The following is a 12,663-nucleotide window of genomic DNA, read 5'->3' on the forward strand; positions in this document are numbered from 1 at the left end:
AGGGCTCGACCTCCTTATCCCTGCGATTCTTATTCAGTTTTGAAGGTTTTCAGCTCTTTCTCAGTCGCCGGCACTTCCAATCCGCCGATGATTTTTTTCCTCCATTCATCAACCGCTTTGATTACATCATCTGAAAGATTTTGTTTTGATGGGGAAATGCCAACCCCGTCCTGATCAAGGCCATAGGTGAGCGTTTCGCCGCCCGGGAACTTTCCTTCGCTCGCTTTTTTCGTTAAATCTTCAACCGCTATATCTACTTTTTTGACCATGGAAGTGAGGGTGACGTTATCATCTGTTCCTTCTACCTGGCCTTCTGCGTATTGGTCTTTATCGACACCGATGACCCAGACATCGCGTTTTGGATCTTCTTTTTTCAGGTTTTTCGCTTCAGTAAAAACACCTGTGCCTGTGGCGCCAGCGGAGTGATAAATAACATCCACGCCTGATTTATACATACTTTCGGCAATGGCTTTGCCGACATCGGCTTTATCAAAACCGCCTGCATATTTCACTTCAACTGTTGCATGAGGTTTTACGGCCTTCACGCCTGCTCGGAAGCCGACCTCGAATTTTTTAATTAACTCTGATTCCATGCCGCCTACAAATCCGATTTTTTGTGATTTGCTTGATAAAGCTGCGGCCACTCCGACGAGAAATGAGCCTTCCTGCTCTTTAAACGTAATACTTGCAACGTTGTCTTTATCTACAACGGCATCTATAATCGCAAAGTTTGTATTTTTGCGCTGATCAGCAATTTCGCTGATGGAGTCCTCCATTAAGTAGCCGACGCCGTAAATTAAGTCGAAGTTCTCACGCGCCAACTTATTTAAGTTTGTGGTGTAGTCAGCATCTGACTTTGATTGAAGATAATCGTAACCGTTTTTTCCTTTTTCCAGACCGTTTGCTTTCCCGAAGGCTTGAATGCCTTCCCATGCTGATTGGTTGAAGGATTTGTCATCCACTCCGCCGACGTCAGTAACCATCGCCACACTGAATTTGTTTTTGTCAGCACTTGTGCTGCTGCTTTTCTCGCTGTTTCCGCATGCTCCTAAAATGGTGCCTGCTGCGATCACAAGGGACATCGCCAATCCGATTTTTCGTTTATTCAAGATATAACCCCCCAGAAAAATTTGGTTCATAGCTGATCCGGCCAGTCATGTGATGAGCTGTCCTGAACAATTTCTTAGAATCGATAAAATTTTCTGATAATAACAAATGGAATGCGCTAGACCGTCTGATCTTCCCTGTATAAGCGTGGTGTGAGTGTTTCCTTCGAAAGGCGGGGAAGAGAAGGATGCGGAAGGCGTTCCGGGCGGAAAACCGTGACATCTCGTTCTGAAGTGAGACTTATGACTTAGTTTTTGGGATCAACTAACCAATCATAATTTATCATTTTACTCATAAGAAAGAAATAGAATTTCTCATAATTTTTTTAAAAATATCTATTTTTAGAATTGTTTGATCAAAAACGCAAAAAACCCTTTATTATTCTTGTATAACGTATCATCAATAGAATCAAGCATCTTGGCAAGTGATATGACAGAAAAAACGCACTGTCCAGAGGGAACAGTGCATTTTTTTATAGGTATTGTTTAATTCCGTTAAGGTTTCCTGTGTTGACGTTGTACTGAAACACAGGCCTTCCGATTGTTCCGTACGCCATTTCTACATCTAAAACCTGAATATCTTCAAGAAATTTTAAGTATTTCCGAATGGACACTTGAGAGATTTCTGTGTGCTTTGCCAAGTCCTCTGTTGTAAATGATTCATTTTCAAATGACTGGATGCTGGACCAAATCAGCTTCAGCGTGCTTTTTGTCAGGCCTTTAGGAAGCTGCACTTTTTCTGTTGCTTCTTTCTTTTGGAACAGCTCGGCGTCCAGTTCTTTTTGGCTCATGTTGCGATGGGTTGAATATACCTTTTGTTTTCGTCTGTAATCGGACAGGGCAGTTTGGAAACGCTCAAATTCAAACGGTTTGATTAAATAATCGACAGCTCCGTAACGAAGTGTTTTTTTGATAACGTCAAGCTCGCTTGCTGCTGAAATGACAATGACGTCAACCGCTTCATTTTGGGCTCTCAGCTCCGTTAGCAGTTCCAGCCCGTTTTTTCCCGGCATATAAATATCGAGCAAAATGAGGTCGATGTGATGCTCTCCTAAAATATGCAGTGCGCTTTGGAAGGAAGAGGCGATGCCTTTCAGCTGAAAGCCTTCCATTTGGCTTAAGTATCGTTTATTTAATTCACCCACCATGGGGTCATCTTCAACTATTAGTACATTAATCATGATTTTCCTCCTTCGGTTCGTACGGGATGCGAAGACTGAATGTCGTTCCTTCATTCTCTTCGCTTGTGAGGATCATTTGGCCCTTTAAATTCTCGATGCTTTGCTGTGTAAAGTAAAGGCCGAATCCCCGGTTTTTGCCCTTTGTTGAATAGCCTTGTTCAAAGACTTTGGCTTGATCTTCTTCAGACATGCCTGCTCCTGTATCAGTAATTTCAATATCCAGTATGCTGTTATGAAAACGCATGGACATGGTGATTTGTTTTTTCGGCATATTGGCAACGGCGTCCAAGGCATTGTTGATGAGATTTCCGATGATTGTAATGAGTTCATGAATGACTGAAGGGTCTGCCGCGTTCGGGATGACACCGCTGCATTCAATATCAAGATTTGCGCCCTGCTCCCGGATAAAGCTTTGTTTTCCAAGCAGAAAACCGGCCAGCACGGAGCTTTTGACATCATTTATAATTTCGCTTGTTTCTGATTTTTGCTGAATGGCGATATCTTTAATATAATCTCCAAGATCGTCATACTCTTTCAGCTGGACGAGACCTAATATCACGTGCAGTTTGTTCATAAATTCATGAGACTGCGCTCTCAGTGCGTTTGCATACATTTTAACACCTGAAAGCTGTTCAGCTAAATGTTTTACCTCGGTTTTGTCCCGGAATGTCGCAATCGCTCCAACTGTTTGTCCTTTCAGCTGGATGGGAACTTCATTGAACACAAGCTCTAAGCCATTAATGCGGACATCTCTGTCTTGAAGCGGTTTTTTTGTCTCAATGACATTTTTCAAGCGGCTTTTCGGCAGGATGTCATTGACATCCTGGTCAACGGGATTCGCATGAATGCCCATTTTCACGAATAGGCGCTTTGCTTCCGCGTTGGCAAGTTTGATTTTGCCGTGTTCATCGACAGCGAGTATTCCTTCCTTCGTCGATTCCAGCATCGCGCTCCGTTCTTCAAGAAGAGTGGCAATTTCATAAGGTTCAAGTCCGTACATAATATTTTTTACCGTGCGGGCAACAATCACAGCCCCGATCACTCCGACGAAGATGCTGACGCAGATAATAAAGTAGAGCGGCCGTAAGCTGTGACTGATCACTTCATCTATTTCATTTACGGTGATTCCGACCGCGACTGCACCGACCTGTTTTCCGTTCTCCGCGTAGACAGGGACGAAAGCCCTCTGCGATTTCCCGAGCGTGCCAGAGGCCGTGCTGATATGGACATGTCCTTTTAATACTTCGGATTCATCGCCGCCCATGAATTTTTTTCCGATTTTGCTTGGGTCAGGATGGGTTTTGCGAATACCGTTCATATCCATGACGACGACAAATTCTGTGCCGGTGATTTTCTGAACCCGTTTTGTGTAGCTCTGCAGTTCCTTCTGTTTTTTCCCGTTCTCTAAAGCGGAGGCTGTGATCGGCGCTTCGGCTACCATTTCAGCAGTCTGTAACGCTGTGGCCTTTTCCTGATCTCTAATCCGCTTGGTGGTTTGGGCACCGACTGTAAAAAATGTAATAAGCAGTGCGATTAACACAACGATACAAACAAATATGGTGAGTCTGGTTTGCAGTTTCAATGTTTTTTTCATAGTAAACTTCCTTACGTTTTATGATTCCTGCGTACTACTTTACTCTCAAAAAGCTGCTTTGTGAAGATTTGGGATCGTAATTCGTAAAAAGGAGAAAAAATGGAATAATTTATCTTGTCAATGTGTTTTAAGTCCTCCATAATAAATGAGGTAGATTATAGAAAGGGACTTTTTTATATGAAAAATACTTATTTGACAGGATACTTTCCGCTGATTGCGATCCTGCTTTTTAGTTCGTCTTTATCCATTTCAACTTCACTTTATGCGTTGAAGATGCTGTCTTCATTTGGAATGTATGATGGAATGCTCGATTATTTTTCAGAGAAAGGGATCAGGCTTGCGTTATTTGCTGCCTTTGCACTTTTATACTTTATGGTCCTGTCCGCTCTGAAATTAATTGCAAATACCGTGACAGAACTGTCATTGCTGTTTTTTGCTAACGATCCGGAAGGAAACAACCTGAAAAAAATCAGAATGGGCTCCATGGTTTATTTAGGCGGCGGGATTCTATCCTTTGTGCTCTTGCAAAATGCCATCTGGATTGTGATCTGGTTTGCGGTTGTCACGCTTGCTTACTTTGTGTTTATCGTATACCGGATTTATTCGACGCTTTCTCTTATGTCATTAATCGGATTCATTCTATTGGAACTGCTGTTTTGGTTTACCTTTGTTATCGGTATTCTGTTCATATTTATCAAGCTTTATAATAGCATAATGGCTAGCTTACCTGTGTAAGCTAGCCATTTTTAGCGTATCGGCAAACCCCTGCATTCGTTGTCATCCTGAACTCCGGTGCTAGAACGGCGGTTAATTGCTTAACACCGCTGTCATCACATTCTGTGAAAGGTCAGCTCTGATGCTCGCTCTTCCTAGACTTCAAGGGTTTTCAATTACGCTGTAAAAATAACAACATCCTAAAACGATGCCGTTTTAGGATGTTGTCAACAATCTGTAATGGCTAGGTTCCTAGCCATTTTTTTCGTTTATGGTAAAAATCTTTTTTTAATAGAAGGGGAGGGGAGCATACATTCATTTTTTTTGCCAAACCACTTATAGCGGTTTCTGGCAATAAAAGAATAGACCGCATCTCTCAGGGGCTTAGGCACTGCGAAAAACAGGACGAAGAGCCGCCATGGGCCCCGCAGATGCCTGAAAACCTTAATGGCCGCAGTTGACTTTGTGTAAACTTGGCCGTCTTCAATAAAGACAAAGCTGTCAAACTGATCAGTCGGGAGGCTGCTTTTTTTCAGCAGGCTCTGTCCGGTTTCCGACTGCAGCGATGTGAAAGAAATCAGTCCGTCTGGATCACGCTTAATGATAAATTGTACGGCGCCGTTGCATAAATTGCATACGCCGTCAAACAGCAAAACGCGATTTGGAATTTGTTCTGATGTCACGCCAGATCCCCTCCGATCCAATTAATAAGCCGCTTGCAGCGTTCCTTTCCAGATAGAAAGCTGAGGGCTGATGCTGTGCAGATATTCAACGCTGCTCGGTGTATCCTTTCCGACCCAGACACCCATTGTATACGTATCTGTCAGGCCGACAAACCACATATCGTGATAATCATTTGATGTTCCTGTTTTACCGCCGATGTAAGGCGCCTTGAAATACGCTTTTTTTCCTGTTCCGCTTTTCACAACGGAAGACATCAGTTTTTTCAGCTGCATGTTCGTGCGAACGCTGAATATTTGAGTCGGCTTATCATTCCATTTATAAAGCGTTTTTCCCTTAAAATCTGTCACCTTTGTAATCGCATGGCTTGGCGTGTAGCTTCCGCTGTTGCCGAAAGTTGTATACGCCTTTGTCATCTCAAGAGGCGTCATGCCGTTTGTAAATCCGCCAAGCGCCGCCGGGAGAAGATAATCGCTGTCGACAAGCTTGGTAAAATGATACGGCTCAATGTAACTGAATGCTTTTTGGATGCCCACACGGTCTAGCATTCTGATCGCCGGTGTATTATATGAATTTTTAAACGCGGTATCTAGCGTTACTGTGCCATACGTGCGGTTATTGTAGTTTTGCGGACAGTAATCTCTGCTGCAAAACTTGCTGGCATCTATAGTGCTGCTTGTTGTCGCGCCGGTCTGTTCAATATAAGGGCCGTAATCAAGAAGCGGCTTAATGGATGAACCCGGCTGTCTGTATGCCTGATAGGCACGGTTAAAATCATACTTTTGATAGTTTTTCCCGCCGGATAGAGCAATGATTTGATGCGTCTGGTGATTAATCACAGCTGCTCCGCCCTGTACGTTTGCATACGGGAGTTTGGAATTCATTTGTGCCACAACTTGATTTTGCATGTACGGATCAAGCGCAGTATAAATTTTCACGCCGTCTTTCATCAGCGTGCTGACTCTTGCGGACAGCTCGTTCTCGATCTTTTCTTTTTGTTTTCCTGATGCTTTTTGAAGGCGTTTATCAAAACCTTCTGATTCAGACACCAGCTGGGTGAATTCATCATTGACGTAGGAAACGTAGTCTGGATATTTGTCTTCTCTTTTTTCAACATCCAGTTTGATTTTTTGTTTTACGGCCTTTTTCAGCTCTTTGTCCGTAATGACTCCGGCATTTTTTAACCCTTTAAGCAAACGTTCTTGACGGCTTTTCGTGTAGTCAAAATGTTTGAGAGGATCATATAATGTAGGGTTATTAGGGATAGCGCAGATAAACGCCATTTCTCCCACTGTGAGAGATTTCAGCGGTTTGTTGAAATAGAATTCAGCTGCTGAACCGACGCCGTAAACGCCATTGTTAAAATAAATCGTATTTAAGTAAGCTTCAAGAATTTCATCTTTCGTATACTTTTTCTCCAGCTGATAGGAATACGCGAGCTCAGTCAGCTTACGGCTGAAGGAGCGCTCGTGGCTTAAATACAAGTTTCTTGAAAGCTGCTGTGTGATGGTGCTGGCGCCCTGGTCAATTTTCTTGTCTTTTACGTTAGAAGCAGCTGCCCGCACCATTCCCATAAAGTCAAAGCCCTTATGCTCGTAAAAATGGCGGTCCTCAGACGTTAAGAAAATCTGTTTGACTTCCTCAGGAATCTTGTCAAATGGAACGAGCACGCGGTTTTCATGATCGCTGACGATTTCCGAGACAAGGGTGCCGTCCCTGTCATACATGTAGCTGTTCTGAACAAGGCTGATCTCTTTCAGATCAATATTTTTATCAAGCACCTGATCCAGGGACTTCATTTGTTTTACTTCTTTTCCGGAAGCGATAACTGTAAATGCAAACAATGGGATTATGCAAAGGAGCAAAATCCATCCGATTATTTTTCGTAACATGGTCACTCTCTTTTCTCCTAAATTCTAGCCATATCGTACCATTCTTTTGAGTTTACGAGAAGGTTAAATTTAGAAGATTCCTTAGTTTTTTCGGAGAATCAGCTTGCTTTGGCATAAGAATCTTTTCGGAATTTCTGCATGATCCAAAGCAGGCAGGCGCCGGCGAAAAAGAGAAATGCTGTGACATAAAAGGCAGCCGAAATTGTAAAATGGCTCGATATGATTCCGCCGAGAAGAGGCCCTAGCACATTTCCTAAAAAGCGAAAGCTGACGTTGTAGCCGAGAACCTCTCCTTGGATGCTGCCGGGAGCCTGAACGCGGATCGCTGCCGTGATGCATGGCAGCAAGCCGCCCATCGCCATTCCGAATAAAAATCTGAACACAAGGAGCACGCTGAGTGAGGACGCGAGCGCCTGCGGAATAAAAAAGAAAGAAGCGGCGAGCAAAAGTCCGATTAAAATGCGGCGGTGGCCGTAGCGGTCTCCCAGGTCTCCCCATTTTCTAGCCAGCAGCAAACTCCCGAGTCCCGTCGCAGAAAATGCCATGCCGGAGAAAAAGGCAAGATTGACAGGGCCGTGCAGCTCATTTACATATAAAGCGAGCAACGGCTGGATGCTGAAATTGCCTGTTTGGATCAGCATGGTTAACAGCATCATGACCCAAAGCGCCGGCTGGTGAAAAATATAGGAGAGCACTTCCTTTCTCGTGTAAGACGTGCGTTTGGCTGTCTTCTCTGCAAGAGGCTGTTCTTTGACACCGAATAATACGAGAAGAACAGATGAGAAAATCACAAAGGATGTGATAAAAAAGGTATACGTAAAGCCGAAACGATCAGCAAGCATGCCGCCCAAAAGCGGGCCGAACAAGCTCCCGGACACTTGCCCCATTTGCAGCGTGCCAAGGGTTTTACCGGCTGTGCTCTTCGGAGTCTGTGCCGAAATCATTGCTAAAGACGTCGGGATGAATCCGGTTACAAGACCCATTGCCATACGCAGAAAAAACAATTGGTACACCGATGTAACAAAGCCCATTAAAAGAATGCTGAGGGCAATGCCCGTGCCGGTTGCCATAAGGATTTTCTTGTATCCGTGTTTGTCTCCGAACCGCCCCCAAAAAGGGGATACCAAAAACGCCATGAGAAAAGTAATCCCGAACACATAGCCGCTCCATCTTTGCACAAAGCCGTTTGAAAAAGTGCTGAGCGTCTCAATGTATAAGGAGAGAAAAGGAACGATCATCGTTGTGCTGGCTGATACAAAGAAATTCGCCAGCCACACAATGACAAAATTTTTCTTGCGGATAGAAATAACATCACCTTCTTATTATTTCGGGTTCCTTACTAATTATAAAGAAACGATTCACGATTTAAAAGAAACAAAGCGGCTGGGAGAATTCATTATTTTTAGAAAATGAAGAAAGGTCAAGCGGGGGAATTGATATACTATAAAGATAGCATTTTCTGATCGGAGGAAAGGCAGGTGTAAAAAAGTGGCGACAAACAGCTTACTCATTATTGATTTCGAATTTACGATGCCTGAAGGAAAGTACAGTCCGCAAAACTTTTTCCCGGAAATCATTGAAGCTGGAATTGTAAAGTCGGTTGATGATGAAGTAGTTGAGACGTTTTCAAGCTATGTCAGACCGAAAAAATTCCCTAAGCTGACGAAACGCTGCAAATCATTTTTGAAAATAACCCAAAAGCAGGTAGACGAGGGGATGAAATTCGAGGATTTTATCCGCAAACTAAATGAGCTTGATCCAGAGAAAAACAGCACGATTATTACGTGGGGAAACATGGACATGAAGGTGTTGAAGCAAAACTGTATGTTTAATCATATCCCTTTTCCGTTTAAAGGAGAAATGAGAGATTTATCGCTTGAATACAAAAACTTTTTTGGAGACCGGACACTCACGGGGTTATGGAAAGCTGCCGAAGAGTATGGAGATACCGGAACCGGCACCCATCATAAAGCGCTTGATGACGCCCTCACAGCATATAAGCTTTTTAAACTTGTTGAGCGGGATAAGCAGTATCTCGAAAAGCCAAAACCGCCGACAATCGGTGAAAGAATTGATTTAACCGAATTGTTTAAGCGCGCGACATAAAAAAACCCAATCTTTTGTCAGACTGGGCTATGGCCTGTTAAAATATTCTTTTTCTAAAACGTTCAGATTATTCAGGGAGCGCTTTGCCCACTCCGAACCATCCTCATTCAATTTGGCTCTCAGCTGTGCTGCTGCCTCTCGCAAAGACTCGGCATAATCCGGCACTTCACCGTCATAAGGCTTCACCATATGATGGGGAATATTGGTCTGTTCGCCATATGCGAGCGCTTTTCTCTCATGAAAAAACGGCACATCCGCCTGTTTTGGATGATGAAGGTCCCCCTGAGCGGGATGGGTGAGAACCGCTTTGATTTTCACTAAGTAGTGCTGCGGCCTGCAAGCAGTGATTTCTCCTATGTATACACCTGTTTTATAAAATCCTTTAACGATAGAGCCTGTCTCAAACGTGCTCATCTTTCATCACCTCACATTTATTCTATTAAAGTTCTAATCGATATGCTAGTGAGGAAGGTCAGCGGGAAGCTTAATCGTCACCGTGGTGCCTTTTTGGAACCTGCTGTTAAACGAAATCGTCCCGTGATGATGCTCAATAATGGAAAAGGTTACGGTGAGCCCGAGTCCCGTTCCGTTTGTTTTTAATGAATAATAAGGTTCGCCCAGCTTTTGCATTTGATGGTCCGTCATGCCGACTCCGTTATCTGAGATGTTGATCACGATCGTATGGCCGCTCCTTTTGGCTGATATGTGGATCATCCCATTTCCATGGGGAACCGCTTCAATGCTGTTTTTCATCAGGTTGATGACAGCCTGCTTCAGTTTTGTTGCGTCTCCGTATATAAACAGGCCCGGCTCTGCTTCAGCCTCGACGGTTACCGACTTGTAATTGGCATACGACACCATAAGGGAGCTTGTCTCTTTGATTAGAGCTGATAAATCAAAAACCTCTTTTTCGTACAATTGCTGTTTGGCCATATCGAGATAGTTTGTAATAATGCCTTGCGCCCGGTCAAGCTCTGACAGTACAAGCTTTTTGTAATCCGTACTCGATTTGTTCTGAAGGGTTTCATCATTAAAAAGCAGCTGGACAAACCCGCGGACAACCGTCAGCGGATTTCTGACTTCATGAGCAACGCTCGCTGCCAGTTCACTCACGATTGTCATTTTTTCTGAATGGATAAGCTGTGAACGCAGCGCGATATTTTCGGCGATGCTTTCGATAATATAAATGCTTAAAAGAAGAACGCTGGAGCGGAACAGCCCTGAAACAGCCGCCTCATAAAATAAAATTCCTGAATTTTGAAAATTTAAAATATTCAAGGTGGAAAATATCCAGCTGGAGGCGAAAAATAAGAAGATCTCTACGCAGCCAATCACGATAGACAGCAGCAGTTTTCTCGCTTTTGACATGAAGGGCCATTTTTTCTGAAATAAAATTGGGATGATCATAAGAAAAGGCAGCAAAGTGAAAACAAATATTGCGGAAGGTTCATAAAACAGCAGTTCAAAACATAAGACAGATGCGGCGACTGTAAGCCCGGAAGCAGTACTGATGTAGAATAAACAAATGATAACGGGAATCATCTGAAGGCCGTATTGTATGTAGTCCATTTCCTGAATAGGGAATATAATGCATAGAACGGAGGCGCCGCAGGCAAATAACGTGACCAACCCGCTGTTTATTTTGGGCACAAGGATTGCCGGTTTTCCAAGCCAAAACACTTGGTAGAGAAGAATAGGAAACAAAATAAAGCAGATATGCAGGAGATAGTCTTTTAGCATTTCCATTCGTGTGAAATCCTTTCGTATAAAATATGAATCTATTATAACACTAAATATTAGAAGTAAAATATAAAATTCCTTTATAAAGAACGCCTTTACGAATGAAGACGTAAAGGCGTTCAATAGCCATATTTATGCTAATGCGGCTTTGATGCGGCGCAGGCCGTCCTGCAAGGTTGCGAGAGGGCATCCTGCGTTCAGGCGCATAAATCCTTCACCGCCGGGCCCGTACTTCGTGCCGGGTTCTAAAATAATTTTCCCTTTCTTCAGCATCCTTTGCTGAAGCTCCGCGTCGGACAAGCCGTAAGCGCTGAAATCGAGCCAGATCAGGTAAGACGCATCCGGCTTCATCATTCTGACTTTTGGGAGCTCGGTGCTCAAAAAGTCTTCAGCTTCGTTCATGTTTTTCTCAAGGTAAGAGGTCAATTTATCGAGCCAGGGGCCGCCTTTTGAGTAAGCGGCTTCGATCGCAGTAACGGCAAACGCGTTCAGCCCGCCTAAGCCGTTGCGCTGCAGGCTTGCGGAAAACTTGGCGCGCTTCAGCCGATCTGGAATAATGATTGCCGACGCCTGCAATCCGGCGATATTAAATGTTTTGCTCGGCGCAGCACATGTCACGGATATCTCAGCGAAATCATCAGAAAGAGAAGCGAACGGCGTGTGCTTGTGTCCATACAGCATTAAGTCAGAATGGATTTCATCAGATACAACTGTGACGCCGTGCTTCAGGCACAATTCGCCGAGCTTCAGTAAATCCTCCCTGCTCCATGAACGCCCTGAAGGGTTATGAGGATTGCATAAAATAAACATGTTAACGCTTGGATCACTGAGCTTCGCCTCCAAGTCCTCAAAATCCATTGCATATGCGCCGTCTTTTTCTTGCAGCGGATTATGTAAAATACGCCGGCCGTTTTTCTCAATCATATGGTAAAAAGGTGTATATACAGGAGGCTGGACAACCACTTGGTCTTCAGGGTCCGTGAAAGCTTGCACCGCCATGCTCAAAGCGGTGACAACGCCCGGGCTGAATGTAATGCTTTCGGGGTTCACCTTCCAGCCGTGCCTGTATTGCATCCAGCCGCACACAGCATCCTTCGTTTTTTGATCTGGAGCCGTATAACCGAAAATTCCGTGGTCAAGGCGTTCTTTTAATGCTTCGGTTATTGCTTCCGGCGCGCGGAAATCCATATCCGCCACCCACATCGGGAGTGCGTCTGTCACGCCGAATAATTCGCCCGTTTTGTCCCATTTGACCGATTGGGTGCCTAGGCGTTCTTCTTGTTTATCAAAGTTCATTCTGTTACCCCCTTAAGTAGTTTAATCTTCTTAGCGTAACTATGATAAAATAGAACTGCAAATTTATTATAAGCGGTGATGAATATGGAAGAAAGTCAGGCGGTCAGAGAAATGATCAAGATCATTTCCGCATGGGACCCTTTTAAATATGGAGAAGAATTTTACGAAACGGAAGCTGTTGATGTTGTCCAAGCCGTCTATGATGAAGATGATCCCGATGTGTTGGCAAAAAGCATTCAGCATATATTTGAAGCATCTTTTGAACAAACGCTGCCGATCGACAGCTGCCGGGAAGTGGCCGGCCAGCTTTTATTCATAAAAGACAGCAGCTCCTGCACGCCTTAAAAAAACCG

The 12,663-nt window shown here is 44.0% G+C and carries 13 protein-coding genes; 4 read left to right on the top strand and 9 right to left on the bottom strand.

Annotated features, from left to right (window positions below; all coding sequences use genetic code 11):
• Nucleotides 1-29: 29 nt before the first annotated feature.
• From MOB98_RS11670 to maeL, 3 genes are all read right to left on the bottom strand, one after another.
• Nucleotides 30-1,109: a BMP family protein gene (locus tag MOB98_RS11670; RefSeq protein WP_268359271.1), complete on the bottom strand. Its 1,080-nt coding sequence runs from the start codon at nt 1,107-1,109 to the stop codon at nt 30-32.
• Between the two features lie 470 nt (nt 1,110-1,579).
• Nucleotides 1,580-2,287, bottom strand: a complete 708-nt coding sequence (gene maeM / locus MOB98_RS11675) for a two-component system response regulator MaeM (RefSeq protein ID WP_268359272.1) — start codon at nt 2,285-2,287, stop codon at nt 1,580-1,582.
• The gene (gene maeL, locus MOB98_RS11680; protein ID WP_268359274.1) at nt 2,280-3,881 is read right to left on the bottom strand and encodes a two-component system sensor histidine kinase MaeL; all 1,602 of its coding nucleotides are present in this window, start codon (nt 3,879-3,881) and stop codon (nt 2,280-2,282) included. The genes maeM and maeL overlap by 8 nt, the downstream gene beginning before the upstream one ends.
• Nucleotides 3,882-4,058: 177 nt before the next feature.
• Between maeL and MOB98_RS11685 the strand changes: the two genes are divergently transcribed.
• Complete coding sequence (locus MOB98_RS11685; protein WP_268359276.1) at nt 4,059-4,616, top strand: YufK family protein; 558 nt, start codon at nt 4,059-4,061, stop codon at nt 4,614-4,616.
• 248 nt (nt 4,617-4,864) lie between these two features.
• Here MOB98_RS11685 and MOB98_RS11690 read toward each other — a convergent pair whose 3' ends face one another.
• The 3 genes from MOB98_RS11690 to MOB98_RS11700 all read right to left on the bottom strand — a co-directional run bounded on the left by MOB98_RS11690 (nt 4,865) and on the right by MOB98_RS11700 (nt 8,475).
• On the bottom strand, nt 4,865-5,278 hold the full coding sequence (locus MOB98_RS11690; RefSeq protein WP_268359277.1) for a thiol-disulfide oxidoreductase DCC family protein: 414 nt from the start codon (nt 5,276-5,278) through the stop codon (nt 4,865-4,867).
• Nucleotides 5,279-5,299: 21 nt separating this feature from the next.
• Nucleotides 5,300-7,174 (bottom strand): transglycosylase domain-containing protein, encoded by a 1,875-nt coding sequence (locus tag MOB98_RS11695; RefSeq protein ID WP_268359279.1) that lies wholly within the window; start codon nt 7,172-7,174, stop codon nt 5,300-5,302.
• 92 nt (nt 7,175-7,266) lie between these two features.
• Nucleotides 7,267-8,475, bottom strand: coding sequence for a multidrug efflux MFS transporter (locus MOB98_RS11700; protein WP_419900974.1), 1,209 nt, complete (start codon nt 8,473-8,475; stop codon nt 7,267-7,269).
• Here MOB98_RS11700 and MOB98_RS11705 point away from each other — a divergent pair.
• The gene (locus tag MOB98_RS11705) at nt 8,378-8,581 is read left to right on the top strand and encodes a hypothetical protein (RefSeq protein ID WP_268359283.1); all 204 of its coding nucleotides are present in this window, start codon (nt 8,378-8,380) and stop codon (nt 8,579-8,581) included. The two genes, MOB98_RS11700 and MOB98_RS11705, sit on opposite strands and share 98 nt — an antisense overlap.
• A 75-nt stretch (nt 8,582-8,656) precedes the next feature.
• Nucleotides 8,657-9,274, top strand: a complete 618-nt coding sequence (kapD, locus tag MOB98_RS11710) for a 3'-5' exonuclease KapD (RefSeq protein WP_268359284.1) — start codon at nt 8,657-8,659, stop codon at nt 9,272-9,274.
• Nucleotides 9,275-9,301: 27 nt separating this feature from the next.
• On the opposite strand, the gene kapB is transcribed toward kapD, so the two are convergent.
• The 3 genes from kapB to patB all read right to left on the bottom strand — a co-directional run bounded on the left by kapB (nt 9,302) and on the right by patB (nt 12,310).
• Nucleotides 9,302-9,688, bottom strand: coding sequence for a kinase-associated lipoprotein KapB (gene kapB / locus MOB98_RS11715; protein ID WP_268359285.1), 387 nt, complete (start codon nt 9,686-9,688; stop codon nt 9,302-9,304).
• Between the two features lie 45 nt (nt 9,689-9,733).
• Nucleotides 9,734-11,020: a sporulation sensor histidine kinase KinB gene (gene kinB, locus MOB98_RS11720; protein ID WP_268359287.1), complete on the bottom strand. Its 1,287-nt coding sequence runs from the start codon at nt 11,018-11,020 to the stop codon at nt 9,734-9,736.
• Between the two features lie 126 nt (nt 11,021-11,146).
• A complete protein-coding gene (gene patB / locus MOB98_RS11725; RefSeq protein WP_268359288.1) occupies nt 11,147-12,310 on the bottom strand; it encodes a cystathionine beta-lyase PatB in 1,164 nt (387 codons plus the stop codon).
• 84 nt (nt 12,311-12,394) lie between these two features.
• Between patB and MOB98_RS11730 the strand changes: the two genes are divergently transcribed.
• Complete coding sequence (locus tag MOB98_RS11730) at nt 12,395-12,655, top strand: YugE family protein (RefSeq protein ID WP_268359290.1); 261 nt, start codon at nt 12,395-12,397, stop codon at nt 12,653-12,655.
• The last annotated feature ends 8 nt before the right edge of the window (nt 12,656-12,663 follow it).

Source organism: Bacillus sp. N13C7, assembly GCF_026790065.1.
Classification (GTDB): Bacteria; Bacillota; Bacilli; order Bacillales; family Bacillaceae; genus Bacillus.

Coding starts and splice junctions, on each gene's coding strand:
- maeM (WP_268359272.1), bottom strand. CDS start 2,287: ATGATTAATGTACTAATAGTTGAAGATGACCCCATGGTGGGTGAATTA.
- maeL (WP_268359274.1), bottom strand. CDS start 3,881: ATGAAAAAAACATTGAAACTGCAAACCAGACTCACCATATTTGTTTGT.
- MOB98_RS11685 (WP_268359276.1), top strand. CDS start 4,059: ATGAAAAATACTTATTTGACAGGATACTTTCCGCTGATTGCGATCCTG.
- MOB98_RS11705 (WP_268359283.1), top strand. CDS start 8,378: ATGTATAAGGAGAGAAAAGGAACGATCATCGTTGTGCTGGCTGATACA.
- kapB (WP_268359285.1), bottom strand. CDS start 9,688: ATGAGCACGTTTGAGACAGGCTCTATCGTTAAAGGATTTTATAAAACA.
- kinB (WP_268359287.1), bottom strand. CDS start 11,020: ATGGAAATGCTAAAAGACTATCTCCTGCATATCTGCTTTATTTTGTTT.
- patB (WP_268359288.1), bottom strand. CDS start 12,310: ATGAACTTTGATAAACAAGAAGAACGCCTAGGCACCCAATCGGTCAAA.
- MOB98_RS11730 (WP_268359290.1), top strand. CDS start 12,395: ATGGAAGAAAGTCAGGCGGTCAGAGAAATGATCAAGATCATTTCCGCA.